Below are 26,352 nucleotides of genomic sequence, written 5' to 3' on the forward strand. Positions count from 1 at the left end.
GTAATTATACTGCGATTAAATCCAGGTTCTCTGGAGATTTGTTACCCCAAAGACTGAGTACGAATCCGCCTCCTCCTGAACCAGTGGGTTTAACAGCAATCGCCCCATCAGAAAATAATTGATTCATATGCTGTTGTAAACTTTCACTCACCAAACCCCATTGGTAAAAGCAATCTGCAGCTGTATTCATGGCTTTCGCCAGATGCTCCAAAGCCCTAACACCTCCTTGCTCCAAAACAGTTTTAGCTACTTGAGTTGCTTCAATCATTTGATTATCAATTTGTTGAGCAAGTGAAGGATTTTTATCCCACAAGTTTTGTACCTGTTGAATGCAATGAGAGGTAATACCAATTTGATTGCAGGAAGACAAAAACCACTTAGGATGGATTACCTGTTTCAAAGGTGTAAACGAACCGTCCTTAAAAAAAACACCTCCTTCAGATGCCACCCCAGCAATATCCAGTCCACTGCTTTTACCATGAAATAAATGCTCCAATTCTCTGGCAAATTTACTGACGTTATCGACGCATATCATATCCTGAGCACAGAACCATCGACTCATAGCCACACAAAGAGAAGCCGAAGCACCCATTCCTACGCCAACAGGAATATTGCTTTCCAAATGAAAGCGTCCATCCAATTGATTTATTGAGCGACCCAACAATTGCATTCCTTGTTCGAGCACACTCCAAAACAATAAATGCATATCTGCACCGCTACTCCCAGTATAGTCAGCACCTAAAGAACTGGAGCAAGCCTTATAACTCAAAGTCAGCTGTTTTTCTTTAATGGGAAATACCAAAGCTCCATGCCCTCTGACCACGGCATGCTCCCCTGCTAAAATCCATTTGCCAAATGTTGTAGTTTTAAAATCATAAAACATCATAATTACCAACCAAATAATCGGATTTAAACTGGCGTGCCAAGTCCTCTTGAGCAGGGCGATATAGTAAATGAATATTAGGCCCAGCATCCATAGTTACTATGGGTCCATCCCCGGTGTTTTGCCATTGATCGTGTAGGATGTTCAATACACTTTGACTTTCTTTAGTTATATAAGAAAAAGGTTGCTCACAGCTACTGAACAGGCGGTGCATATCCTGAAACTCATGCCAGCAAATTTCATAAATACTGGACCAATCTTCAGCTCTCAGTGCATTAAGTAATAATTTTAAATTTTCTTCTGCTCTTTGGCCACGGGTTGAATAAAAGTTGCTGCTCTTAACTCGTTTATGAGCCTCACTGGAAGAGATATTTTTCTCTTGACCACTAATAACGATAACCTGATGTATTAATTTCTTATAAGGTAAATCTATAGCAGTTACTGTATCCCCTTTCCATAATGCCCAGGGAGAATAAAAAGAACGACATGAGGAACCTGAACCCAAACGACTCAATTGCGCCTGCTTATCAACAGATGGTATGGGTTTATCAGTCAATTCACTCAATGCAAGTGATGCGCATTTAGTTAAAGCTGCAAAACTGGATGCAGAACTGGCCAAGCCGCTACCATGCGGAAAATTATTGCTCGATTGGATTAAAAAGCCACCTTGATAATGAAAATAGGATTTTATTAACGCCAAATGTTCAATGAATCTTTTTTGTCCCTCTACAGACAATTTAAACTCAGAACCCCCGGGAGTAATAAGAGGCTCCCAAATATCTTTTTTACCAGGTAGCACCTCCAGTTTTACTGTGCTGAGTAAATTGTTTAAGGTATAGGACAATGAGGAATTATCAGGAAGATTGGAATTGGAATCCTTTTTTCCCATATATTTGATTAAAGCAATATTTGCAGGAGCCTGGGCTAGCCAATGCATAAATTTTCTCCTTGATATCAATGACCTGGCGAATCATTCCATAAAATTTTATGTAACTGTAACTGAAAGCGAACTGCTAATTTATCCTCTACTATCCAGTTTGCAAGTTCGGTCGGATTAAGTTGGTTCCAACTTGGTGAAAAAAGTAATTTCACCCGCTCAGACAGGCGGTGTGCGCTTACCATATTACAGGCCCATTCATAATCCTTACGGCTACATAGTACGAATTTAATTTGATCCTCTGGTTTTAAATAATCAAGATTTGCTAATAAATTCTTGTCAGACTCTAAAGAGTCTGGTGTTTTTAAATCCATAACCACCATAACTCGCTGATCAACATTGGAGATATCACGCGCTCCACTTGTTTCCAGTGAAACGGAATATCCTGCATGACATAATCGTTTTAACAAATCAATACACCCTGGTTGTGCTAAAGGCTCACCACCGGTAACACAGACGTAGTTACATTCATAAGTAGCTACAGTATCAAGTATTTCGTCCATTTCTCGCACTTTACCACCAGTAAAGGCATAAGCAGTATCACAGTATTGACAACGCAATGGACAACCGGTTAGACGTATAAACACTGTTGGTAAACCTACTGTAACCGACTCTCCTTGCAATGAATGAAAAATTTCCGTGATTCTTAATTGATTATTAAATTGTTTCATAGTGCTTTAATTGAATTCAATTTCACACTGGCTAATTGGGCAGTAGATGTATCAGGATAAGTTTTGATGATCTGTTGAAAAAGAATTTTCGCTTCCTGGTTATTACCAGTGGCAGACTGCGCATATCCTAATTTGAGCATACTGGCAGCAGATTTACTGGATCCAGGAAATTGCCGTAATACAACCTCAAAATGCTCTATAGCTTTGGGGTAATCCTTCTTAACCAGATGCAACTCACCTAACCAATATTGAGCATTTGCTGTATATCCCCCTTTAGGATACTTTTGAACAAATATTTGCATTGCATTAATAGCATTATCGTACCGTTTATTTTTTACTAATTCATATGCTGCTAAATAACTAATTTGCTCATCTGCAGGGTTCGTTCTGGAAACTGCACTAACAAGTGGTACAGTTGCAGATGATGTTGTTTTTATTGGGGTTGAAGCCGTAACCGGGGAAGTCGGTTGGGCATTGAGTGGTTTCGGACCTAGAGTAATATCTGTTGCAGGCTTATTTTGAGCCATAGATCCATTGCCTAAACGAGCATCCAAATCTTTATAAAAAGCCACTTGTTGCTGCTGTAATAATTTTAAATCATGAGCTTGAACTTCCAGCTGTCCACGCAACTCTTGAAGCTCTTGCTGTAATGCTTGTATTTTATCAATAAGTTTGGCGTTATGGTTAATATCATTATTAGAATCATTGCTCTGCTCTTCCTTAACTAAGGCAGGACCATCCCCGGACTGCGCACTGTCCATTTGATAATATTCATTCTGTGACTCATCATACTTAGGGTGGACAGCAGGAGCTTCTGCCACCTGTTGTCCATCTGAAAAAGCAAAATTCTCACTATCGTCGATTACAGGTACTTCTGACCAACCAGTCAAGGGAAGCATTAATGTCAATCCAATGGCGATAATGTGTCTTTTGCAATTAATCATCTTGTTGCCTCATAAGTAAATTCTACACGACGGTTTTGAGCGTGTGATGCACCATCATGTCCTAAGTTAGCAGGACGCTCTTTCCCGTAACTAACAACACGTACTTGTTGTCTGCTTACACCAGCCATTCGTAAAATATCAGCTACGGTATTTGCACGATGCTCGCCAAGAGCTACGTTATATTCACGACTACCACGTTCATCAGTATGACCTGCCAGAAGAACACGTGCACCTGGATGTGACTTGAGATAATCAGCCTGTGCATTCACAGAAGGCAAATATTTGGATGCCAGATTACTGTCATCATAAGAGAACAAATACAATTGATTATGAGGCGCCTGGGTTGTATAAGATTCACCTGGTTGTTGACCAGAAAAATGAGTCATTTGCCCTAAACCCTGAGCGGAAGCATCAGCATCACTCATAGCGGCACCATTGACACTACCTGGTGTTCTGGAACAAGCAGCAACAAGCACTACGCTCGCCACAAGCAATCCCAATTTAAATAACGATCCGGTTTTCATCCTCAATCTCCTTTAGTTTTTTCTTATTATTAGAAATCACATGACAATCATGGGGTCTCATTGTACAATTTTTTTTATTTATTGGCTATTGCTTTACCATGTTTAGTCTCGTTTTATATGAGATATCACGAAGTCAGCTGCACTTGCCGTAAACTGATGAGATGCCCTGTTTGCGGCGAGTACACCACCGTAAGGAGTATCCATCGGACAAGGAGTTTGTAGACTGATAATGCGTGATGCAATCACTTTGTTATTATCAGTACGAGTTAGAACCAATTTAACAACCAGTTCAATGACGCTGGGTTTTTTTAGAAAACTCTGATCCAGAGTTAGCAAATGGGTATCGAGGCGATAATCTGTTTTTTCATTATGAGGGCTAGAAGCAACAGCATAAAAATATCCTGTTCGCTGTAAACTTTGCACTAACAAAGGATATAACATGTCTGCAGGTGGACTAATCCATGCATTTTTGGCAAAGGCCTCAATCTGAAAAGGCTTTTGAACATAGAGCATTTGTTCAGTCTGGTATCCTGCAACAGCCTCAGGAGAGGTGACTAAAAGAGTAAGAGAGCGAGGTCTTGAAACATATTTTTTTGCACTAAATGAACTCAACTGAAACTCATTGGCTACAGGCAGTTTCACTGGAGAACACCCCATGAGTAACGCTATTCCAATAGTAAAATAAAGGCTCATTAGGCTTCGCATGATTATTCTCCTGGACCAGATTTAGGTGGTTTTGTTCCACGAATAAGTACTGAAGGGTTTTGCCGCATTTCATTAGTGACCTTCTCCAGATTAGCAGCAATATCATTCAATCGACGAAGCAAAATTATGGCAGGAGGCAGAGTCTGCTGTGAGATTTTTTCTATTGTATTTTTTCCAGAGTCCATAGTTTTCGATACACTCTTACTGGCTTTACCGATATTTGTAGCAGCAGAATTAAATTTAACGGCCCCTAATTTTAACTCTTTAACCAGTTGGGGAAAATCACTGCTGACCTTCGCCATATTGGCTAAAAAAATATCAGCACTGTTCAGACTTTTGTTGATTTTATCATTATTATTTGCAACCACTTTAGTAACCCGTTCTATATTCGCCAAAGACTCTTTTATATGTTTTGCATTTTCTTCGTTAAATATGCGCTGCGCTTCAGTGCTCAATTTATTCACATTCTCAGAAACTTCTTTTAATATTGTATCCAATTGATTAAATAAAGAAGGTTTTGTAGGAATTACAGGATAGGGTTCGCCTGGCATTTTTTGTATCGGAGTTAGATTAGAGGTACTTGCAGATAATCCCAGATAGGTCACTCCGGTAATCCCTTGGGAAATCAAAGTTGCAGAAGTACTGGTCGTAATTGGCGTGCCCTCTTCGATACTCAAGGTAATCTCTACTTGTCTGGGATCATTACTATTCAATTTAATTCTCTTGACGTTACCCACCTGCACACCGTTATATTTAACTGGGGCATCTTGAGTCAGACCAGCTACAGACTCAGGAAAGTAAACCGTATATAAAGAATATTTTTTCTGATTGAAACCAACAGACAGCCATAATCCTGCAGATAGAAGCCCAGCTGCCAAAATCAGTACGATCAGCCCCACAATGGTGTAGTTGGTTTTTGATTCCAAGTAAACTGTCCCCTATATGTTACGTATCTAGTCCTAAAGTTTACTGAAGTAATCAGCAATCAATGGGTTTTTATTTTTCATCAATTCTTTCATGGGCTCCACGCTAAGAATTTTCCCGTCCCCAACAAAAGCTACTCGATCTGTAGTACCTTTTAACGACTCTATATCATGACTTACCATGACTATAGTTAAACTCAACGAATCCCTTAAAAAAAGAACCAATTCATCAAAAAGTCTTGCGCCCCGTGGATCTAATCCTGTGGTTGGCTCATCGAGAAACAACAACTCAGGATCCATCGCTATAGCTCGTGCAGCTGCGGCTCTTCGTTGCATACCACCGCTTAATTCAGATGGCAGTTTACCAGCAGCTTCTTTAGGTAATCCAACTAAAGCTACTTTCAACAACGCTAACTTTTGCATGAACGCTGATTCCAGATTAGTAAATTCCTGCATGGGAAACATTATATTTTCCAAAACAGTCATCGCAGAAAATAAAGCACTATGCTGAAAAAGCATTCCCCACCTGCGGCGAAGCTTAAAGGCTTCCTGCGCATCCAGGTTATACACTTCTTTGCCAAATACCTTAATACTACCGGCAGTAGGTTTCAATAACATCAGCAAGCTACGCAGGATCGTGGTTTTTCCACTTCCAGAACCACCAATAATGGCCAGTATTTCCCCTTTATTTACGGTCAGATTAATATCTGAATGTACCCATTGACCGCCAAGGAAGTTCTTCATCCCTTTAATTTCAATGACGGGTTCACTCATTTAAAGTTTCATCCAGCTGTAAATAACAGAAAATATCGCATCAACTATAATAATCAAAAATAAAGCCTGCACCACACTTTTAGTTGTTTGACTACCTATACTATCAGCACTCGATTGAACTCTGAACCCCTGATAACAGCCCACAAGAGCAATCAAAATGGCAAAAGCCGGAGCCTTATATAATCCTAACATCATTTGAGAAAGTCCAACAGATTCTCTTAAGCGTTGCAAAAAATCTTCAAAGCCAATATCTAACATTGAATTGGACATAATCATTGCCCCTAAAATACTAAAAATATCTGCCCAAAAAATTAATAAAGGAAAGACAATTAATAAACCTATGACCTTGGGCAGCACGAGCAATTCTGTAGGAGAAAGCCCCATAGTAAGCAAGGCATCAACTTCTTCATTAACCTTCATACTTCCAATCTGTGCAGTGAAGGCAGAACTGGTTCTTCCGGCTACAATAATTGCTGTGATCAGGGGGGCAAATTCACGAAAAATAGCCATGCCCGACAGGTATGCAATGAAAATATTCGCGCCATAGGTAGCTAACTGGAGACCCATTTGGTATGCCAGGACCACTCCAATTAAAAAGGAAAGTAAAGCAACTATAGGTAGTGCTTTAAGCCCGGCTGAGTTTATATTTGAAATAATGCTTGCTACGTGGAATCGGCGCCAACCACCCACAGCTTCAAATAGTTTGGTACTCAAATCACCAATTAAAATGATAAGACCATCCACCTGCATTAATTTGTTTTCTGACTCTTTGCCGATTTGGTACAGAATACCCTCTCTTTCAGGAACAGGGATTTGATAGGAAATTACCTTACGGTTTGATTCAATCAACTCAATAAGTTCATTTTGGATTTCAGAAAAATTAATTAACTGAACTTCATTTTCTCTTTTTTTGAGCTCATCCACACAGCTTGTTAAAGCCAGTGCTCCAGCACTATCAAAGGAGGTAATTGACTCCCCATTGACTACTAATTTTTGTCCTTTAGGTAGATCACTTTCTCTAAAGTTTTTTGATAAATTGCCTAGGGCCAAAACGCACCAGTCACCCCTGCACTGGAATCCGTTTTGTTCCTTTTCGAATATGATTTGAGCGTTGCTTTGATCCATAGTTATTTTTTTAAAATTGCCCAAGGATAATACATCACAGCCTAAGAGCCGGAAAAGCTAATGAGCCATGTTATCATAATATTATTCATACTTCTTATATTTACATTTAGAATTTTTAATAGTACTTAACGACACTTGAATTGCGTGGATAATCTATAGTTGAAGCGCGAATTATTAAGAGGCCTGATAAGAGGTATAGCTTATGTTAAATTAATTGATTTACAAGGACGTTGCTGTTCTGTTTGTCTTAGCAAACAAAACAGCAAATAAAGGAACAATCACTTAGGCAGAGGCAGCAGCTGCATTCCCAATTTCTTTTTCAAGTTCATCGACTATTGCACCCGATTTTGTTGCTGGCTTAAACAGCCTGAACTCAAATTTTCCGGTGGCTATAAATGATGCTCCATGAATAATACCAATGCTGAAAATAGCAGCTAATAAGTTAATCACTATTTCTTTTAAACCACGGTGCGACTTCAATGTTTGTACTTCTTCCACTGTATCGTCCAGGAGAGGAGCAGCTTCATCTTTAAAAACATTGAGTTCTATTTCGCCATGGATATACGCATCATATAAATAGTTAACACGATTATAGATATTTTCTGTAGCTTGCATCGCTTTATCAAACTCTTCCAACGTGGCCAAATCATCAGGGTATTTGTCAGCATGAGCCGAATATTTACCAACAAATTCCGCTTTTTTATCTGAAAGAGCATCTAATTGTAATTTAACTCGCGCCAAAATTCTTTCACGCTCGGGTTTTATTTCTCTGAATATGACTGGTAAGTCTGAATCCAAGGTTGATGTTGCTGCTTCTGAATTTAGATCAAGTACTGGCTCCTGATGGCCTATATCGGTTGTAGGGACAAAAGTTGGAATGTGTGCATCAACATGAGTAGGATCAGGAACAGGGTCGTTACTCTTAGACATTTCAGAAGGTTCATCTACATTTTGAATTTCTTCGCTATTATCGCGAACTTCAATTTCTTCAATAGGTTTTGGAGGAAATTGTAATTGTTTTTCTGCAATCAGTTCTTTGATCGTCTCTTGCAGACCATCAATCGTTTTTCTATGACCAGGTGTTAAATTACCTACTGCGAACATATTTTTTTTTTGATTTTTTTCATACTTATTTAAAATACTGTCTAACATACTTTTATTCTTGCAGTTTCTCAATGAAGTAATTAAATTGTTCCTAATTTGTTCTGCAGCATTAAAAGCTTTCATTTCTTTTTTATGTTTACTAGCCATTTTAGATCCTCTAAGGTTATGAACAATTAATGTGCGGATAGTACTCGTTTTTCATTCATAACTCCACAAAAAATTTAAAAAAAAGATTAAAAAGAAGTGTATTTGCAATTATATGGCGCATAATGGTACAAATTATACATATATTTGCCCTATTTATAATTAAGTTGGGTTATGTATAGCTTAGTGGTGAGATTTTGTGCGGAATGAATGGATCTAATTATCTTCAGACAAAAATCACCAGAAGAAACTGAACAGGTCTTTGGTAAACTGAATAAATAAAGTACGATTATGTCTTGCTAAAATTGCAGCATAACCACCTGAATTGCTTATTTGGAATAGCTCACCAATACCCTGGATTAAAACCAGAAATATTGTAATTACCCTGCTAAAACAAATCGTTGCCCCTTATAATAATTTTTCATGACAGAGGCTTTTTGAAGCTAATTTACATTAAGGAACATTACACAATCTTTTAGAACATAAAAATCAATATGTTCATTATATGCATTAACTGGTCTATAATAATACATGAACACATGATGAGGAGTATAAACAATGGAACGTTACTTCTACAAATGTAAGCCGGCACTGAAGCTCATTGCCGTTTTTTCTATATTATTCTGGGCGTTATTGTTCACCTCACCTGCCAAGGCGGCTTCCAGAGAATTGAATACCCCAGTTAATGCAGTACCTACTCAAGTTGCATACTACGGTGGCTATTACCATCGTGGGTATCGCTGGAACAATGGTTATCGCCACTACAGGCACCCCGGATACCGTCACTACAGGCATCCCGGATACCGTCACTACAGACATCGCGGGAATCGGCACTGGCGCAGATAAAAGTTTAAATAGCACTCATACAACATCTGTTAGATGCCTCAATCTAGCAGATGTCCAAATGGATAACAAAATAAACTGATCGATTATCAGTAATAATTAAATATTTTTTTGAGCTGCCTTAAGTAAATTTACCCACAATTGATCCTTTCAATAGGTTCTTGGTCAGCTGAAACTTGAAGGTGGTTAGCTTCATTACTTTATGATAATATCATCTCTATTTTTCTCAAATTCAGAATCCAGGTATGCAAAACGACTACAGTCAATTTGAACAACGGAAACGCGATCACATTGAACTCGCATTAATGCCAGGGAATCAAAGCAGCGAATTAAACCCCTTTGATCATTTTTCTTTGGTACATGAAGCCTTACCGGACCTTAATTTTTTTGACATCTCACTTCAAAATAGGCGTTTCAATCAAATCGTCGAAAAACCGTTTCTTGTCAGTTCAATGACCGCAGGGCATTCCAATTCAATTAACATCAACAAACGTCTTATAGAAGCTTGCGCTCAATCTGGATGGGCTATGGGTGTAGGTTCACAACGACGGGAATTAACTGACAAACAAGCTGCTTTTGAATGGAAACCCTTAAGGTATGAGTTTCCAAAAGTAAGTTTATTCAGCAACCTTGGAATTGCCCAGCTGATTCACACCCCTATTTCAGCCATTCAGCACTTAATAGACTCCCTTCAGGCAGATGCAATTATTATACATTGCAACCCGTTGCAAGAATGCATTCAACCTGAGGGCACTACTGATTTTAAAGGATGTTGGGATGCTCTGGGTTTGCTGGTAAAAACCATCCATACCCCTGTCGTTGTAAAAGAAACCGGTTGCGGTTTTTCAAAAAAGACATTATCTCGCTTAAACGATCTAGGCGTTGCTGCAGTTGATGTAAGTGGGGCTGGTGGAACTCATTGGGGACGTATTGAGGGTCACAGAGCGGTGAATGACTCCCTAAGACATCAAACAGCAGATACATTTCGGAATTGGGGAATTGATACCCTGCAGAGTGTCAAAAACGCTGCCGCTATAAATCCGGTTTTTGAAATATGGGGCTCAGGTGGAGTAAGACACGGTCTGGATGCCGCTAAATTATTTGCTTTAGGTGCTACTACAGTTGGATTTGCTAAACCTATGCTTGAACCAGCCCTCGAATCAAGTCAACACGTTCTAAACAAAATGATGGCTATAGAATATGAATTAAAAACTGCCATGTTCTGTACTGGCAGCTTAAACCTTAGCGATTTAAAGGAGAAGGCATGTCCATAGCTTCTAATGCTGAAGAATTATTCTGCGGATTTTCAAAATTATCACGTGAGGAACGATTTCAAAGACTATTAACTTTAGGAGTTATAACTCCTGAGGATATTCTTTTTTTAAACCAGGGTGGTATCAAGAGTTTAAACCTGGCTGACAAATTGATAGAAAACGTCATAGGATATTTTCAACTCCCTTTGGGTGTAGCGACCAATTTTAACATCGATGGCCGGGATTATGTTATTCCCCTGGCTGTTGAAGAAACTTCTATTATTGCTGCTTTATCCAAGTCAGCAAAATGGATAAGACAACATGGTGAAATAACAACATGGGTTCATGGCGAGTGTATTCTTGGCCAGATTCAATTAGCTAAAATCAAAGATTTTCAAAGATTTTCAAAGATTTTTAACGAAAATCGCCGCTATCTCATCGAAAAAGCAAATGAAGATGTGGCCGCTAACATGGTAAAACGCGGTGGCGGCGTCATTGATTTACAATTACGACATTTAAAAAGAGAAGATGGTAAAGACATGGGGGTTATTCATCTTACTATGAATAGTTGCGATGCTATGGGTGCCAACATCATTAATCAAGTGCTTGAATACTTAAAGACACCCATTGAACATTTAACGGATGAAGAAGTCACTATGTGTATTCTGTCCAATTTGAACGATCAAAAATTAACTACGGCACAAGTTACGCTACGCAATATTGATCCCATACTTGGCCATAAATTACATGAGGCCTCTTTATTCGCAGAAATGGATCCCTACAGAGCCGCTACTCATAATAAAGGGGTAATGAATGGTATTGATCCCGTTTTAATTGCTACGGGTAATGATTGGCGAGCGGTAGAAGCTGGAATACATGCTTATGCTGCTCGGACTGGGCAATATCAAGCAATTACCCGTTGGCGCTATCAGGATGAAATCCTCACTGGAGAATTAACCGCACCCATCATAGTGGGCACTGTAGGTGGAGTTACCTCCCTTCACCCTACTGCCAAAATGTGTTTACGAATGATGGACGTCACTTCAGCAAATCAACTCTCCCAAGTTATAGCGGCAGTAGGACTAGTACAAAATTTGGGGGCAATTAAAGCCCTATGCACCGAGGGTATTATCCAAGGTCATATGAAATTACATATTGATAACCTTCTCTTGGTAGCTGGCGCTAATGAAAATGAAATGCCGGTGCTCAAAGAGCGACTGCAAGAGTGGTTGCATGTAAACAAAAGGGTTAGCCTGAATAATGCATATGACTTATTAGCCGAACTCAGACTAACATCAATTGCTATATGAAATGGCGAATACCTGCCAAAACTTTTTTATTAGGTGAGTATGTAGCCGTGACTGAAGCTTCAGCCATAATTTTAACAACTACACCTTACTTTGAACTTTTATTAACTGATAGGAAGGAATTAGTCGGAATACATTCTGACTCTCCAGCAGGTATCTGGTGGCAACGACAAAAATACTCCAGTAAAGGTCTATCCTGGTATGATCCCTATAATGGTCTTGGTGGTTTGGGTGCATCTAGCGCTCAGTTTTTGGCAAGTTATTTAGCCAGTAGCTATATAGAAAATAAAATTTCTGATTTAAATTCCATGCTTCAGGCCTACTATCAATCATCATGGTCGGGAGCAGGTTTAAGACCCAGTGGCTATGACGTGATTGCTCAATCTCAACAAGGGTGTGTTTATATCAATAAACAAAAAAAAATCATCCAATCATATGATTGGCCCTTTAAAGATCTTTCCTTTTTACTGCTACATACAGGCGTAAAACTTGCGACTCATCATCATCTCCAGTCTGCAAGCCTTCCCCATCAGTTAGAAGAGTTATCTTTAACAGTAGATGAGGCAAAACAAGCTTTTGAAGAAATAAATAGCAAGAAATTACTTGATAGCATCAATAATTACCATCATCAATTAAGTGAGTTAAATCTAGTCGCCCTACATAGTTTAGAGTTAATCAATCGTTTAAGAACTTTTCCTGAAGTATTAGCTATCAAAGGCTGCGGTGCTATGGGAGCTGATGTTTTGCTGGTGTTAACATCAGGCCACAATGCCCGCTCCCTTAGCTACAAGCTTAAATCACAAAACTGGGCGATACTTGCCACAGAAAAAAATTTAACTACTTCAACTCAAAATCCGAATATGGATGGCCGTCTATAATTGATGCAATCTGATTATTTAAAAAAAAATTCAATAAAAAGACTTGAAATTCTGCTCTAATCCGGTATGATTTCAGCCTCTTTAGGGCCGTTAGCTCAGTTGGTAGAGCAGGAGGCTTTTAACCTCTGTGTCATAAGTTCGAATCTTATACGGCCCACCAGTTTTAAGAAACTGAATACCAACAGTCTGTATGATGTAGTTTTAAAATCGTTACCCTTGTAAGGGGCCGTTAGCTCAGTTGGTAGAGCAGGAGGCTTTTAACCTCTGTGTCATAAGTTCGAATCTTATACGGCCCACCATTTTGGTCTCAAACCTTTAAAGACCAAAAGTAAAACATCTCAAATAAACACCCATCGCGCTCGTAGCTCAGCTGGATAGAGTACTTGGCTTCGAACCAAGGTGTCGGGGGTTCGAGTCCCTCCGAGCGCACCATTTAAAATCAAGCAATTAACTGGCTCTTCCCCATTTTCGGGGGCACTAATCAAGAACACAAAACGGCTCTTTCCCATTTAATGGGGCAGCTTCAATCATCCGCAGAGCACCTTAACACGCACTCTATAATTTGGGCTCTTTCCCATTTAAGGGGGCACTTTAATCAAATCCTTATCAATTCTTTACAATAGTTAATTCAAATTGGGAACAGGATATTGTGTCAGTGCAATTTACGCTAAATATTCAATGAGGTCTGTGATATGGGTCCGCATATCTGGAACAAAATTAAGGAAAAATAAGAGCTATTCATCCATCATTTATAGTTAAAAATTCACTCAAATTAACCTATTTAAACCTACTCAATACCGTATGAATAGTGATTGCTACTACGAATTGTCTTAGGTCATTTTACCACAACTCTATCAGAATGACTTATCCACAAGTCCACAGGTCAGGAGAGCTTCACTTTCTCGTATAGGCCTGTGGGCCTTGTGGGTAAGTCATGACGCTCTCATTTAGGGTTTATGGTCTTTTCCGGCCATAATACACCTCTGCGGGCGTTAAATAATTAAAGGACTGGTGAAGCCTTCGGTTATTATAATACTCAAAATACTCCGTTAAGGCCAGCTCAACCTCTTCAATTGTATCAAAATCATACCGGTAGATTTTTTCTTGCTTAACACTACGCCACAATCGCTCGATAAATATATTATCTAAATAACGTCCTCGCCCATCCATGCTGATAGAAATGTGGTGAGATTTTAGCGTATTTATCCAATCTTTTGAGGTAAATTGAGAACCCTGATCCGTGTTAAAGATCTCACAACGCGAATGCAGCAAAGCGTTTCTAAGCGCCTCAATACAAAATTCAGCCTCCATAGTAGGTGAAATAGCCCATCCAATCACATAACGACTATACCAGTCCATAATAGCTACTAAATACACATGCTTTCCTTTCATGCGGATGTAGGTGATATCTGCGGCCCAAACCTGATTTGGTTTGGTGATATCCACCTCTTTTAATAAATAAGGGAACACCTCATGCTCCTTATTGGGAACGCTTGTATTTGGCTTTGGGTAAACAGTCGATAACCCCATCATTTCCATCAACTTTTTTACTCGACGTTTACCAACAGGATAGCCTACTTCTTTTGACAGCCATCTTGCCCGCTTAATTTTACCTTCACATGGATACTGCAGATAGTGCTCATCAAGTAGCGCCATAAGCGCTTCATCTTCGACAGAAATGGGCTTGGCACTATAATAATAACTTGAAACAGGCAAGTCTAATAGCAAGCATTGTTCACGAATGGTGAGCTCGGCAAGAGGATCAATCATGACGCGCTTTTCATCCAGACTAAAGTTCATGCTTTTTTTTTAGCCAAGATAGCTGCGCTTGAAGTCGACCAATTTCTTGATATAATGCCTCAACAAGCTGCTCTTGGGACTTGGCTTCTTTTTCATTAGCCCCAGAGAATAAATCGTTAATGGCTTTGATGGCCGATTGCTTCCAAGTTTTTACCTGCGTTGCGTGAACACCGTATTCACTGGTAATTTGCGCTTGTGTGAGTTTCCCCTCAATCGCAGCTAGCGTTATTTTTGCCTTCTTGGCCGCCGTATAATAAGCTCGCTTTTTAGACATTTTATTCTCCTCTTTGTATTAAGAAGAATAGCTCTTAAAAAACCTTTTTTTGTGTCCAGAAAACCGCGCCTATATTATAACCTTACAAGCCTGAATGATAATATGGTAATATTTGAAAATCATGTCATTAATAAACAATCATTAAGTAAAGATATAGTTCAACTTAAAAATGACTTTTATCAATTAAAAATTAAGCTAACGACTTTTGAAGAGTGCTTAAACGAATTTAATAACAGAGAACGTCTAAATGAACTATTAGCTGATTTAGTTACTGATACTGATTATGACAAATTAAAAAATTTAATATCGGCTGCAGGAAATATAAATAAAAATGAACTGTACGATTATTGTACTGAACTAGTGGAATCTTTCAACATATTTAAATCAGATTATCGAGAGTTAGTATTAGTACTTTCTGAGGAAGAACCAGAGGTAGTTTCTAATATGAATTCATATACTTAATCGTAAGCGCCAAACCAAAGACCTACTTGTCTACATATAGTAAAACAGGAATGATTCTTTGAGACTTGAGTACATCTGTGTTGACGTTACAGGTAATAACTGCTGTGTATCGCCCTCGTTATTGCGCTTGGCAGCGCGTATTTAAAGTAAGCGAAGACATCCACATCATGTTCTTTGCAGGTTTGAACCAGAGAAAAGAGAATGCTTGAAGCTTCTGCTCCTTTAATGGAGCTATTGAACAACCAGTTTTTTCGACTGATTATAAAGGGTTTAATGGCACGTTCAGAGCGATTATTGTCTCTTTCAGGCCTGCCTATCATTAATGTATTGCGTGAGACTATCCCAGAGCTTAATCGATTAAAACAAGGATTTTCCGAGTGGGGACTTTGGTAAGACGATTTTTTGTTGCGTAAGCAACCACTGTTTGAATTGGGTTAAAATAGGCTGGGCTTCGGCTAGTCGCACCTGTTTAATGCGTTCGATTGTAGCCTTGTAATCTTTTAGTTTTTTCAATCGCATAAAGTCTCGCGAACCACTCAACCGCTAATTTGACAATATCGGGTTTGTTTTTAGTGGCTTTAACCACATCAAAAAAGTAACGTCTGGCGTGCGCCATAAAAGCCACATGTAGGAGGTGCTAGTTGCGAGCCTGCCTTGTTCGTTTAGGAATTGAAGTACGGTTTCATCAACATAGGCTACATCGTAGCTTCCTATTTGCATGCTGATCCTAAATAACTTCATTTCTTGTAATTTATCAGAGGTTCTAATTAATACATATAGTTGATTGTTGTTGCTTCACTCTAATGCAAGTGCTATATTTTTGTTAACAGGGACGACCCTGTTAACAAATTCATTCATTAAGGACGACCTCTTTTAAAGGGGTGTGATGTGGTCTAATGGATTTGTACACTCCAGATAAGAGATAATCATCTTAACTGGAGGTAATAAAATGGGTGCAACGAAATATACTAAAGAATTTAAACTAGACGCTATTAGTCTTGTTTTGGAGCAGAATTATACGCAATCAGAAGCTGCACAAAGTCTGGGCATTGATTCCAGGTTGATAAGCCGGTGGATCAAAGAACACTCCAAAGAGGAAGGGCAAGCATTTAGAGGTAATGGTAAATTAACTGACGAACAACTAGAGATACGTCGTTTACGAGAAGAATTAAGACGCGTAACAATGGAAAAAGAAATATTAAAAAAGGCGACGGCCTTCTTTGCAAAAGAAATGAAGTGAAATATTCATTTATTGCCCAGAATAAGAAGGCCTGGCCAATTGACGTGATGTGTCAATTGCTGGGTGTTACAAGAAGTGGTTTTTACAATTATCTTAAATGTAATAAACCACCAGATCCATTGCATGTGGAGATGCTTGATTGGGTTAAAAAATTAGCAGAATCAAGCCATTATACTTATGGAAGCCGTCGAATGAAAAAAGCATTAAATGCATTAGGTTATCCTGTTGGGAGAAATAAAGCCCGAAATCTAATGAAGGAAGCAGGAATACACGCACGTTACAGAAAGAAATATAGGGTAACAACAAACAGCAAGCATAAGCAGCCTATATTTGAAAATGTACTTAATAGACAGTTTATTGTAGAAAAGCCTAATCAAGCTTACGCCTCCGATATTACCTATATTTGGACACAAGAGGGTTGGTTGTATTTAGCTGTTGTTATCGACTTGTTTTCAAGAAAAGTTATCGGTTGGAGTATGAGTTCGCGGATGAAGGCAAGCCTGGCTTGTGACGCCCTTAAAATGGCGCTTTGGCAACGCAAACCCAATACTGGAGTAATAACCCATTCCGATCGAGGCGTTCAATATGCGAGTAATGCTTATCGCATGCTATTAACTACTTATGGTTGCATCGGTAGTATGAGTCGTAAAGGTAACTGCTGGGATAATGCTGTTGCTGAAAGCTTTTTCGGGAGGTTAAAACAAGAGCGAGTCCAATGGCGCAATTACCAAACTCGCTTTGAGGCACAACAAGACATCCTGAATTATATTACAATGTTTTATAACAGTAACCGCTTACATTCATTCCTTGGATATAAAAGTCCAAATCAGTTTGAAAATGAGCAAATAATACAATTAAAAAAAGTCGCTTAACTGGTGTGTATCAATTTGCTTGACCACATCAGTGTTTTATGTCTTGGCTTATTCTAATTATTGCTGGTCTATTCGAAGTCTGTTGGGCTATTTTACTCAAATATACTAATGGGTTTACTCATATAGGGTATCCGTTCGGTGAACTACGGGTTGCATTAGAAGAAGGGGTTAATTCATCTTGAGATTAAAAGGAAGAAGATTCGTGAAGTCTTCTGCGGTTTTACAGAAGCGGATTTTTTCGAAGAGGACTTTGAGGTAATCAAAAGGATTAAGGCCATTGGACTTAGCTGTTGCAATAAGGCTATAGAATAATGCCCCAGCATGAGCCCCTCTAGGGCTTCCAGACATGAGCCAGTTTTTTCTGCCCAGAGCAAAAGGCCTAATGATGTTTTCAATGGCATTATTATCAATCTCGAGCATCCCATCAAGCAAATAAGCAGTAAGCTCCTTCCATCGCTGAGACATGTAAACTAAGGCATCACCCAGCTTTGATTTGGGTACCGCATTTTTTAAGGATTGGTCAAGCCAAGTCTTTAAAGCGTCAAGAATGGGTTTTGATTGTTCGAGCCTTATCTGATAGCGTTGTTCTGCCGTATAGTTCCCATCCCGAGCAATTTTTTCAATGGCATAGAGCTTTTGAATATACGCCACGGCCTGATGTGATTTACCTGTGGTTTTAGCCAGTTTGACAAGCTCAGCAAAAGGACGTCTGGCATGTGCAAAACATCCCAAATGAATAATATCAGGATGGTCATCAACCCAGTCATAACCAACATACCCATCTGTTTGTAAATAGCCTTTAAACTCTTTAAGTAGTTCTTTAGGCCATTGGGCTTGTCGGGTTTCACGATAATCAAACACAATGATTTTTTTATCCGGTTTGTGATTCTGGTATACCCACATATAGCTCTTGGATGTATTTTTTCGATTAGGCTCATCCATCACCTGAAGTGGTGTTTCATCGGCCTGAAGGTAGTTTGATGCAACCAGCTCTTTGATTAGAGCGTTCCTCATTGGGCTACATACCTCAGATGCTGCCATTATCCATCCACATACTGTATTGCGAGCCATCTCAATGCCCATTCGTTTCCAGATGTGCTCTTGACGGTATAAAGGGAGGTGGTCTTGGTATTTACTAATAATGGCATGAGCTACAAGGCTTGGTGTGGCAATGCTTTTAGGAAGGAATAATTGCGGCATAGGGGCAATGCTTACCCCTTCATCACAACGATTACATGCATATTTGGGTCGCACATGGGCAATGACCGTCAGCTTTGCAGGAACAAACTCTAGCTGTTCCGTGACCTCTTCGCCAATACGTTGCTTCATACAGCCGCAAGCACACAGTTTTTCTTCTTCTGCAATGTCATGCTCAATGGTTTCACGGGGTAACTCTGGAGGTAATGGGCGTCGTACTGGTTTTTTGCGAGTATAGGTGACCGTAATTGTATTATCTTCTTGCGGCAGCTCTGTGACCTCTATGCTTTCTGCTTCATCAAATTGCAACTCGCCTTGCAGAATATTGTGTTCAGATGAGGGAGAGTATTTACGCTGTTGAGCCAGTTTGAATTGCTCTAGCATATTAAAATACTTTTGCTTCCATTCCAGAGCTTCTTTTTTTAATTGATTAATTTCTTCCTGCAAAGGCATTAAAAGTGATTGGTCTTTTGAGGAAATCATGGCTGGTTTAGTGCTTGTTTTAATGGTGATATTATACCATAACCACCATGATTTCTTCAGTGTTTTTCAATGAAAATCACGGTAAATCACCGGGTTTCCTCCTTGATGAAAGGTGAATTTATTGCTGGCCATGAGCCATTTTAAGTGCTCTTTTGTCAGCTCAATATGACCTTGGGTATTGCGGGGGAAAATGAATTTCCCTTTCTCTAATCTGCGGTACCATAAGGTAAAACTCTGCTCTTCATAGTACAGTGCTTTTAACTTATCTCCTCCTCTGCTACGAAACAAAAATAAATGACCTGCACTAAGCTCCATTCCAAAAACTTCATGCACCAGAATGGCTAGAGTATTAATGGATTTGCGCATATCAGTTATTCCACAATATAAATGCACTTGAACATCATCTGGAATTAACATAAGGTCATCAACTCCCTTAATAATATCAGTCGGTGTTGATGGTCAGCTGCATCAAGTTCACAGCGTATTTTATTAGGGAGTTCAATAACTAATTTAAACACTGCCTTAGCAGAAGGTAATGGAGTAATAATAAGTGGCTCAAATAAAGCCTCTTTGGCTGGGGTAACTGCTTTAGACTCTTTCTTGAATTTATTGCGATAAAATCTGAGCCTGGAGTCTGATATTCCTTTATTACGGCAAAATAATCCTGGTGCTAAACCACTTTCCTCATAGGATTTAACCATGTCACTCCAGTACTCATCTCTTTTTGTCATCGTCTACTCCAATAGTTATGGTGTAGCGATCTTCTTCAATTTTCACTTATTCCTCTAGGTGTATTTCACCGAACGGATACCATATAGGGACAACCCTATGTACTCTAATAATGCTACTCATCAGTGTTTACCTTCTAGCCGTTGCAATAAAGGATTTGCCAGTAGGGATTGCCTATACAGTTTGGACAGGGATTGGCGCTGCTGGTACAGTCATTTTAGGTATCGTATTCTTCGGCGACTCTGTTTCAATAGGTAAGTTGTTCTGTTTGGGTCTCATTTTTTCTGGTGTAATTGGGCTTAAAACTCTTTCATCGTAAGATGGAAGGTGGTGAATTATGAGCAGTGAAACAGTCTCTCCTTCAATCCAACGATTGATACTCCAATGCCATGGAAAATCTGGTTCATTTGCAAAATAATTCAAGCAGAGCCGAATCTGTTTTCAAGTCCTAACAAATAATGAAGACTTGCTACTGGGCTTGTGAAAAAATACTATTCTCTTGAGGTGCGCTAGAAGCGCACCTTCAGTAGAAATGGCTTTTATTCTTATATTGCTGCGGTTGCCACATTTGGAGTGGCTTCTGGTTTTTCAGCCATGTATTGCTTAGCGCCTGCAGCGAATAGGCCGGCGCCCGACAGGGTTGCAGCAACACCTGCGCAAGCCAGTACTACCCCTGCCACACCAAAAGTTGCGGCGTTTAATAGGGCAAAAGCAACGGCGATGGCGGTGATTCCTGCGGCGGCTATAAAGCCACTCAGCACCATCATGCTGATATTTGGTGTATTTGCTTCCTTGTTGATGTTTTTACGATTGCTCTCAAGCATTTCGTCAATAGCTTCAGCGCCTTCGTTTCCGATTTGGTTAGAGCTCACATTAAGCGGTGTCGGGCTGGTATTGGCCGCCAGCGCTTTAGCGCCTTCGACTCCGATTTGGTTGCCGCGCACATCAAGCGATGTCAGGCTGGTATTGGCCGCCAGCGCTTTAGCGCCTTCGTCTCCGATTTTGTTGCCGCGCACATCAAGCGATGTCAGGCTGGTATTGGCCGCCAGCGCTTTAGCGCCTTCGTCTCCGATTTGATTAAAGCCCACATCAAGCGATGTCAGGCTGGTATTGGCCGCCAGCGCTTTAGCGCCTTCGTCTCCGATTTGGCTAAGGTACACATTAAGCGATGTCAGGCTGGTATTGACCGCCAGAGCTTTGGCGCCTTCGTCTCCAATTTGGTTATAGCCCACATTAAGCGATGTCAGGCTGGTATTGGCCGCCAGCGCTTTAGCGCCTTCGACTCCGATTTGGTTGCCGCGCACATCAAGCGATGCCAGGCTGGTATTGGCCGCCAGCGCTTTAGCGCCTTCGACTCTGAGTTGGTTAAAGCTCACATCCAGCGATGTCAGGCGGGTATTGGCCGCCAGCGCTTTAGCGCCTTCGACTCCGATCTGGTTATAGCCCACATCAAGCGATGTCAGGCGGGTATTGGCCGCCAGCGCTTTAGCGCCTTCGTCTCCGATTTGGTTAAGTTGCACATCAAGCGATGTCAGGCGGGTATTGGCCGCCAGCGCTTTAGCGCCTTCGACTCTGATTTGGTTGTTGGATACATCAAGCGATGTCAGGCAGGTATTGGCCGCTAGCGCTTTAGCGCCTTCGACTCTGATTTGGTTATAGCCCACCTTAAGCGATGTCAGGCTGGTATTGGCCGCCAGCGCTTTAGCGCCTTCGACTCCGATTTGGTTGTTGGACACATCAAGCGATGACAGGTTGGTATTGGCCGCCAGCGCTTTAGCGCCTTCGTCTCCGATTTGGTTGTCGCACACATTAATCGAGCTTATCTCTGGGTGCCCTTTTAAATAAGTGCAAATAATCGCAACATCATTATCGCTTAAGTTTTTACATGATAAGTCCAGTTTGATGCCAATTGTTGATTGTTCAATAATATCGATAGTAATAGCCATATGTATTTCCTCGTAATTTAATCTTTATGGCAGCATTCGATATTACTAATGACTGCCGTATTTCACAGTTTTTTGTGTCAGTAACATTAGCGACGAACCCGTTTAATAATTAAAACCAGAAGGAACCAGTTCTCTATTAGTCCTTTTGGAGAAGATAGGTCGCAAGCCATAATTGGTTCATTTAAACAATCATAATCGAACAAAATTATATCATGGTGCTCTAAGATAAATCAACACTTTTGTTGTTTATATTGGCTTGCGTTAATCTAGTACTGCATCCTTTAAATAAAGTACTCATTGGGCAAGGGGCCTGGTTCTGTCGAAAATATCAGTCATAAGTGATCATGCCCGTAAAAAGGCAGATTATGATCAGTTTTAAAGGACGGCATTTCCCAAAAGATATAATACTAATGACAGTGAGATGGAAATTGCCCACCCATTAAGTTAGCGTGCGATTGAAGAATTAATGGAAGAGCGAGGAGCGGATTTAGATCATTCGATGATAAGAAAAATAAAACGGATCTTTTAACGCGATATAAATTTATGCCTCTAAAGATGTCGTCAATTTTTGTAGTTACTTAATGGTTCTGGATGTAATTTGCGTGAAAATTTATTAAAACTGAAATTGAGAAAGTATGGATCTGTCACTTTTTTAACCTATTTTGAGCCATAGATTGATGGCATTTTGACAGATATCGGCCTTTTCAACAGCACTTGGAGCAATATTAACGTATCCGTTCGGTGAACTACGGGTTGCATTAGAAGAAGGGGTTAATTCATCTTGAGATTAAAAGGAAGAAGATTCGTGAAGTCTTCTGCGGTTTTACAGAAGCGGATTTTTTCGAAGAGGACTTTGAGGTAATCAAAAGGATTAAGGCCATTGGACTTAGCTGTTGCAATAAGGCTATAGAATAATGCCCCAGCATGAGCCCCTCTAGGGCTTCCAGACATGAGCCAGTTTTTTCTGCCCAGAGCAAAAGGCCTAATGATGTTTTCAATGGCATTATTATCAATCTCGAGCATCCCATCAAGCAAATAAGCAGTAAGCTCCTTCCATCGCTGAGACATGTAAACTAAGGCATCACCCAGCTTTGATTTGGGTACCGCATTTTTTAAGGATTGGTCAAGCCAAGTCTTTAAAGCGTCAAGAATGGGTTTTGATTGTTCGAGCCTTATCTGATAGCGTTGTTCTGCCGTATAGTTCCCATCCCGAGCAATTTTTTCAATGGCATAGAGCTTTTGAATATACGCCACGGCCTGATGTGATTTACCTGTGGTTTTAGCCAGTTTGACAAGCTCAGCAAAAGGACGTCTGGCATGTGCAAAACATCCCAAATGAATAATATCAGGATGGTCATCAACCCAGTCATAACCAACATACCCATCTGTTTGTAAATAGCCTTTAAACTCTTTAAGTAGTTCTTTAGGCCATTGGGCTTGTCGGGTTTCACGATAATCAAACACAATGATTTTTTTATCCGGTTTGTGATTCTGGTATACCCACATATAGCTCTTGGATGTATTTTTTCGATTAGGCTCATCCATCACCTGAAGTGGTGTTTCATCGGCCTGAAGGTAGTTTGATGCAACCAGCTCTTTGATTAGAGCGTTCCTCATTGGGCTACATACCTCAGATGCTGCCATTATCCATCCACATACTGTATTGCGAGCCATCTCAATGCCCATTCGTTTCCAGATGTGCTCTTGACGGTATAAAGGGAGGTGGTCTTGGTATTTACTAATAATGGCATGAGCTACAAGGCTTGGTGTGGCAATGCTTTTAGGAAGGAATAATTGCGGCATAGGGGCAATGCTTACCCCTTCATCACAACGATTACATGCATATTTGGGTCGCACATGGGCAATGACCGTCAGCTTTGCAGGAACAAACTCTAGCTGTTCCGTGACCTCTTCGCCAATACGTTGCTTCATACAGCCGCAAGCACACAGTTTTTCTTCTTCTGCAATGTCATGCTCAATGGTTTCACGGGGTAACTCTGGAGGTAATGGGCGTCGTACTGGTTTTTTGCGAGTATAGGTGACCGTAATTGTATTATCTTCTTGCGGCAGCTCTGTGACCTCTATGCTTTCTGCTTCATCAAATTGCAACTCGCCTTGCAGAATATTGTGTTCAGATGAGGGAGAGTATTTACGCTGTTGAGCCAGTTTGAATTGCTCTAGCATATTAAAATACTTTTGCTTCCATTCCAGAGCTTCTTTTTTTAATTGATTAATTTCTTCCTGCAAAGGCATTAAAAGTGATTGGTCTTTTGAGGAAATCATGGCTGGTTTAGTGCTTGTTTTAATGGTGATATTATACCATAACCACCATGATTTCTTCAGTGTTTTTCAATGAAAATCACGGTAAATCACCGGGTTTCCTCCTTGATGAAAGGTGAATTTATTGCTGGCCATGAGCCATTTTAAGTGCTCTTTTGTCAGCTCAATATGACCTTGGGTATTGCGGGGGAAAATGAATTTCCCTTTCTCTAATCTGCGGTACCATAAGGTAAAACTCTGCTCTTCATAGTACAGTGCTTTTAACTTATCTCCTCCTCTGCTACGAAACAAAAATAAATGACCTGCACTAAGCTCCATTCCAAAAACTTCATGCACCAGAATGGCTAGAGTATTAATGGATTTGCGCATATCAGTTATTCCACAATATAAATGCACTTGAACATCATCTGGAATTAACATAAGGTCATCAACTCCCTTAATAATATCAGTCGGTGTTGATGGTCAGCTGCATCAAGTTCACAGCGTATTTTATTAGGGAGTTCAATAACTAATTTAAACACTGCCTTAGCAGAAGGTAATGGAGTAATAATAAGTGGCTCAAATAAAGCCTCTTTGGCTGGGGTAACTGCTTTAGACTCTTTCTTGAATTTATTGCGATAAAATCTGAGCCTGGAGTCTGATATTCCTTTATTACGGCAAAATAATCCTGGTGCTAAACCACTTTCCTCATAGGATTTAACCATGTCACTCCAGTACTCATCTCTTTTTGTCATCGTCTACTCCAATAGTTATGGTGTAGCGATCTTCTTCAATTTTCACTTATTCCTCTAGGTGTATTTCACCGAACGGATACGAATTTTCTAGTAACTTACAACCAGGAGATTCTTCATGACAAAATCAAAATTTACAGATAGCCAAATACTATCAATTTTAAAGCAATCCGAAGGCGGAACGCCTGTTTCAGAGCTATGCCGTGAGCATGTGATTAGTGCTGCAACATTCTACAAATGGCGCTCTAAATTTGGCGGCATGGATGCGTCAATGATGTCCCGATTAAAAGAGCTAGAAACTGAAAACAGTCGCCTTAAAAAGATGTACGCAGAAGAGCGATTAAAAGCAGAGATCCTCAAAGAGTCCATTGAAAAAAAGTGGTAACACCGTCGCGCCGGCGTGAACTGGCGCACAAGGCGGTGCATGATAAGGGTATTTCAATTCGTTTGTCCTGTGAGCTATTTAGCTTAAGTGAAACCTGTTATCGGTATCAGGCTATATTAAACGATGAGAATGCACTCATAGCGGACTGGTTGCTTCGTCTGTCACAGAGTCAGCGCAATTGGGGCTTTGGTTTATGTTTTCTCTACTTGCGTAATGTTAAGGGATTTGCCTGGAATCATAAGAGGGTTTATCGAATCTATAGGGAGTTAGAGCTCAATATGCGGATAAAACCCAAAAAACGGTTAATCAGGGAAAAACCAGAACCATTGGCTGTGCCAACCACTATCAATGAGTGCTGGTCGATGGACTTTATGCACGACCAGTTAGAAGATGGACGTAATTATCGGTTATTTAATGTGCTTGATGATTACAACCGCGAAGGGCTTGCCATTGAGGTTGATTTGTCTTTGCCAGCAGAGCGAGTGCTACGGGCACTCGATCAAATCATTGAATGGCGGGGAAAACCTCGAAAGATACGTTGTGATAATGGGCCTGAGTACGTCAGTAAATTGCTTGAGCAATGGGCGGATAAAAATCAGATACAGTTAGTTTTTATTCAACCAGGAAATCCCCAACAAAATGCCTATATTGAACGGTATAACCGCACTGTTCGTTATGACTGGCTAAGCCAATATTTATTTGAAAGTATTGCTGATGTACAACTACATGCGACACAATGGCTATGGACGTACAACAATGAACGGCCAAATACTGCAGGGATTACTCCAAGGCAAAAATTGGCACTAGCTGCCTACCCCTCTATTTTTAGCTTCAATTAAAAATGGGGGGATTACCCTTTTTCAAACACTTCGAGATACTCTTTCTCTCATAACTTTATAATATTCAATTGATTTTCAGAATCACCCTTAGATAACCAA

At 40.1% G+C, this 26,352-nt stretch carries 30 protein-coding genes and 3 tRNA genes; 12 read left to right on the forward strand and 21 right to left on the reverse strand.

The features are described 5' to 3' along the window. Positions 1-4: 4 nt before the first annotated feature. From HRS36_RS13460 to HRS36_RS13505, 10 genes are all read right to left on the reverse strand, one after another. Positions 5-883, reverse strand: coding sequence for a mevalonate kinase family protein (locus HRS36_RS13460; protein ID WP_173238530.1), 879 nt, complete (start codon positions 881-883; stop codon positions 5-7). After that, complete coding sequence (locus HRS36_RS13465) at positions 873-1,820, reverse strand: diphosphomevalonate decarboxylase (protein ID WP_173237710.1); 948 nt, start codon at positions 1,818-1,820, stop codon at positions 873-875. Before HRS36_RS13465 ends, HRS36_RS13460 begins: the two co-directional genes overlap by 11 nt. Positions 1,821-1,837: 17 nt before the next feature. Next, positions 1,838-2,491: a 7-carboxy-7-deazaguanine synthase QueE gene (gene queE, locus HRS36_RS13470; RefSeq protein ID WP_173237711.1), complete on the reverse strand. Its 654-nt coding sequence runs from the start codon at positions 2,489-2,491 to the stop codon at positions 1,838-1,840. Then, positions 2,488-3,435 (reverse strand): tol-pal system protein YbgF, encoded by a 948-nt coding sequence (gene ybgF / locus HRS36_RS13475; RefSeq protein WP_173237712.1) that lies wholly within the window; start codon positions 3,433-3,435, stop codon positions 2,488-2,490. Before ybgF ends, queE begins: the two co-directional genes overlap by 4 nt. After that, positions 3,432-3,959, reverse strand: a complete 528-nt coding sequence (gene pal / locus HRS36_RS13480) for a peptidoglycan-associated lipoprotein Pal (RefSeq protein WP_173237713.1) — start codon at positions 3,957-3,959, stop codon at positions 3,432-3,434. Before pal ends, ybgF begins: the two co-directional genes overlap by 4 nt. Positions 3,960-4,061: 102 nt before the next feature. Continuing rightward, complete coding sequence (locus tag HRS36_RS13485) at positions 4,062-4,664, reverse strand: ABC-type transport auxiliary lipoprotein family protein (RefSeq protein WP_173237714.1); 603 nt, start codon at positions 4,662-4,664, stop codon at positions 4,062-4,064. A gap of 2 nt (positions 4,665-4,666) precedes the next feature. Continuing rightward, positions 4,667-5,590, reverse strand: coding sequence for an MlaD family protein (locus tag HRS36_RS13490; RefSeq protein WP_173237715.1), 924 nt, complete (start codon positions 5,588-5,590; stop codon positions 4,667-4,669). A 33-nt stretch (positions 5,591-5,623) separates the two neighbouring features. Then, on the reverse strand, positions 5,624-6,361 hold the full coding sequence (locus tag HRS36_RS13495) for an ABC transporter ATP-binding protein (protein ID WP_173237716.1): 738 nt from the start codon (positions 6,359-6,361) through the stop codon (positions 5,624-5,626). Then, on the reverse strand, positions 6,362-7,486 hold the full coding sequence (locus HRS36_RS13500; protein ID WP_173238531.1) for an MlaE family ABC transporter permease: 1,125 nt from the start codon (positions 7,484-7,486) through the stop codon (positions 6,362-6,364). A gap of 282 nt (positions 7,487-7,768) precedes the next feature. Then, complete coding sequence (locus HRS36_RS13505; RefSeq protein WP_173237717.1) at positions 7,769-8,737, reverse strand: hypothetical protein; 969 nt, start codon at positions 8,735-8,737, stop codon at positions 7,769-7,771. Positions 8,738-9,822: 1,085 nt separating this feature from the next. Here HRS36_RS13505 and fni point away from each other — a divergent pair. The 6 genes from fni to HRS36_RS13535 all read left to right on the forward strand — a co-directional run bounded on the left by fni (position 9,823) and on the right by HRS36_RS13535 (position 13,447). After that, on the forward strand, positions 9,823-10,851 hold the full coding sequence (gene fni, locus HRS36_RS13510; protein WP_173237718.1) for a type 2 isopentenyl-diphosphate Delta-isomerase: 1,029 nt from the start codon (positions 9,823-9,825) through the stop codon (positions 10,849-10,851). Continuing rightward, the gene (locus HRS36_RS13515; protein WP_173237719.1) at positions 10,842-12,140 is read left to right on the forward strand and encodes a hydroxymethylglutaryl-CoA reductase, degradative; all 1,299 of its coding nucleotides are present in this window, start codon (positions 10,842-10,844) and stop codon (positions 12,138-12,140) included. The genes fni and HRS36_RS13515 overlap by 10 nt, the downstream gene beginning before the upstream one ends. Then, positions 12,137-13,015, forward strand: a complete 879-nt coding sequence (locus HRS36_RS13520) for a hypothetical protein (RefSeq protein WP_173237720.1) — start codon at positions 12,137-12,139, stop codon at positions 13,013-13,015. The genes HRS36_RS13515 and HRS36_RS13520 overlap by 4 nt, the downstream gene beginning before the upstream one ends. 84 nt (positions 13,016-13,099) lie before the next feature. Next, positions 13,100-13,175: transfer RNA gene (locus HRS36_RS13525), tRNA-Lys, on the forward strand. A 63-nt stretch (positions 13,176-13,238) separates the two neighbouring features. Next, a tRNA-Lys gene (locus HRS36_RS13530) sits at positions 13,239-13,314 on the forward strand. A 56-nt stretch (positions 13,315-13,370) separates the two neighbouring features. Next, a tRNA-Arg gene (locus tag HRS36_RS13535) sits at positions 13,371-13,447 on the forward strand. Positions 13,448-13,969: 522 nt separating this feature from the next. Here HRS36_RS13535 and HRS36_RS13540 read toward each other — a convergent pair. Both HRS36_RS13540 and HRS36_RS13545 read right to left on the reverse strand, forming a co-directional pair. After that, positions 13,970-14,815 carry an IS3 family transposase gene (locus HRS36_RS13540; RefSeq protein ID WP_173235473.1) on the reverse strand — a complete coding sequence of 282 codons (846 nt, stop codon included), beginning with the start codon at positions 14,813-14,815 and terminating at the stop codon, positions 13,970-13,972. Next, complete coding sequence (locus HRS36_RS13545; protein ID WP_173235475.1) at positions 14,805-15,089, reverse strand: transposase; 285 nt, start codon at positions 15,087-15,089, stop codon at positions 14,805-14,807. Before HRS36_RS13545 ends, HRS36_RS13540 begins: the two co-directional genes overlap by 11 nt. Positions 15,090-15,191: 102 nt before the next feature. Here HRS36_RS13545 and HRS36_RS13550 point away from each other — a divergent pair, with 102 nt between their 5' ends. Continuing rightward, a complete protein-coding gene (locus HRS36_RS13550; RefSeq protein ID WP_173237721.1) occupies positions 15,192-15,551 on the forward strand; it encodes a hypothetical protein in 360 nt (119 codons plus the stop codon). Positions 15,552-15,637: 86 nt separating this feature from the next. Here HRS36_RS13550 and HRS36_RS19075 read toward each other — a convergent pair whose 3' ends face one another. After that, entirely contained in the window at positions 15,638-15,826 is a 189-nt protein-coding gene (locus HRS36_RS19075; protein ID WP_420814334.1) for a hypothetical protein, read from the reverse strand. Here HRS36_RS19075 and HRS36_RS18795 point away from each other — a divergent pair. After that, the gene (locus HRS36_RS18795; protein WP_228721819.1) at positions 15,753-15,944 is read left to right on the forward strand and encodes a hypothetical protein; all 192 of its coding nucleotides are present in this window, start codon (positions 15,753-15,755) and stop codon (positions 15,942-15,944) included. The genes HRS36_RS19075 and HRS36_RS18795 overlap by 74 nt on opposite strands. A gap of 150 nt (positions 15,945-16,094) precedes the next feature. Here HRS36_RS18795 and HRS36_RS13570 read toward each other — a convergent pair whose 3' ends face one another. Further along, on the reverse strand, positions 16,095-16,271 hold the full coding sequence (locus HRS36_RS13570) for a hypothetical protein (protein WP_173235400.1): 177 nt from the start codon (positions 16,269-16,271) through the stop codon (positions 16,095-16,097). Between the two features lie 229 nt (positions 16,272-16,500). Here HRS36_RS13570 and HRS36_RS13575 point away from each other — a divergent pair. Together HRS36_RS13575 and HRS36_RS18915 are read left to right on the forward strand one after the other, a co-directional pair. Beyond that, positions 16,501-17,663 (forward strand): IS3 family transposase gene (locus tag HRS36_RS13575; RefSeq protein ID WP_226905474.1). Its coding sequence is split into 2 segments (ribosomal slippage): positions 16,501-16,762 and positions 16,762-17,663, totalling 1,164 coding nucleotides; the frame shifts between segments, so codons are not numbered across the junction. A gap of 38 nt (positions 17,664-17,701) precedes the next feature. Beyond that, positions 17,702-17,845 carry an SMR family transporter gene (locus HRS36_RS18915; RefSeq protein ID WP_275940993.1) on the forward strand — a complete coding sequence of 48 codons (144 nt, stop codon included), beginning with the start codon at positions 17,702-17,704 and terminating at the stop codon, positions 17,843-17,845. Here HRS36_RS18915 and tnpC (HRS36_RS13585) read toward each other — a convergent pair. The 3 genes from tnpC (HRS36_RS13585) to tnpA (HRS36_RS13595) all read right to left on the reverse strand — a co-directional run bounded on the left by tnpC (HRS36_RS13585) (position 17,832) and on the right by tnpA (HRS36_RS13595) (position 20,074). Then, complete coding sequence (gene tnpC, locus HRS36_RS13585; protein WP_173236282.1) at positions 17,832-19,343, reverse strand: IS66 family transposase; 1,512 nt, start codon at positions 19,341-19,343, stop codon at positions 17,832-17,834. The genes HRS36_RS18915 and tnpC (HRS36_RS13585) overlap by 14 nt on opposite strands. 66 nt (positions 19,344-19,409) lie before the next feature. Beyond that, entirely contained in the window at positions 19,410-19,760 is a 351-nt protein-coding gene (gene tnpB / locus HRS36_RS13590; protein WP_173236281.1) for an IS66 family insertion sequence element accessory protein TnpB, read from the reverse strand. Continuing rightward, entirely contained in the window at positions 19,754-20,074 is a 321-nt protein-coding gene (gene tnpA / locus HRS36_RS13595) for an IS66 family insertion sequence element accessory protein TnpA (RefSeq protein ID WP_173236280.1), read from the reverse strand. Before tnpA (HRS36_RS13595) ends, tnpB (HRS36_RS13590) begins: the two co-directional genes overlap by 7 nt. Positions 20,075-20,184: 110 nt before the next feature. Between tnpA (HRS36_RS13595) and HRS36_RS13600 the strand changes: the two genes are divergently transcribed. After that, positions 20,185-20,391: a DMT family transporter gene (locus HRS36_RS13600; RefSeq protein WP_173237725.1), complete on the forward strand. Its 207-nt coding sequence runs from the start codon at positions 20,185-20,187 to the stop codon at positions 20,389-20,391. 226 nt (positions 20,392-20,617) lie between these two features. Here the strand turns inward: HRS36_RS13600 and HRS36_RS13605 are convergent, their stop codons facing one another. The 4 genes from HRS36_RS13605 to tnpA (HRS36_RS13620) form a co-directional block, all read right to left on the reverse strand. Further along, the gene (locus HRS36_RS13605; protein ID WP_173237726.1) at positions 20,618-22,018 is read right to left on the reverse strand and encodes a leucine-rich repeat domain-containing protein; all 1,401 of its coding nucleotides are present in this window, start codon (positions 22,016-22,018) and stop codon (positions 20,618-20,620) included. 771 nt (positions 22,019-22,789) lie between these two features. Next, positions 22,790-24,301 (reverse strand): IS66 family transposase, encoded by a 1,512-nt coding sequence (tnpC, locus tag HRS36_RS13610; RefSeq protein ID WP_173236282.1) that lies wholly within the window; start codon positions 24,299-24,301, stop codon positions 22,790-22,792. A gap of 66 nt (positions 24,302-24,367) precedes the next feature. After that, positions 24,368-24,718, reverse strand: coding sequence for an IS66 family insertion sequence element accessory protein TnpB (gene tnpB, locus HRS36_RS13615; RefSeq protein ID WP_173236281.1), 351 nt, complete (start codon positions 24,716-24,718; stop codon positions 24,368-24,370). Next, the gene (tnpA, locus tag HRS36_RS13620) at positions 24,712-25,032 is read right to left on the reverse strand and encodes an IS66 family insertion sequence element accessory protein TnpA (protein WP_173236280.1); all 321 of its coding nucleotides are present in this window, start codon (positions 25,030-25,032) and stop codon (positions 24,712-24,714) included. The genes tnpB (HRS36_RS13615) and tnpA (HRS36_RS13620) overlap by 7 nt, the downstream gene beginning before the upstream one ends. A gap of 115 nt (positions 25,033-25,147) precedes the next feature. Here tnpA (HRS36_RS13620) and HRS36_RS13625 point away from each other — a divergent pair. Beyond that, positions 25,148-26,253 (forward strand): IS3 family transposase gene (locus HRS36_RS13625; protein WP_173237727.1). Its coding sequence is split into 2 segments (ribosomal slippage): positions 25,148-25,409 and positions 25,409-26,253, totalling 1,107 coding nucleotides; the frame shifts between segments, so codons are not numbered across the junction. Positions 26,254-26,352: the final 99 nt, after the last annotated feature.

The sequence above is a fragment of the Legionella antarctica genome, from assembly GCF_011764505.1.
Taxonomy (GTDB): Bacteria; Pseudomonadota; Gammaproteobacteria; order Legionellales; family Legionellaceae; genus Legionella; species Legionella antarctica.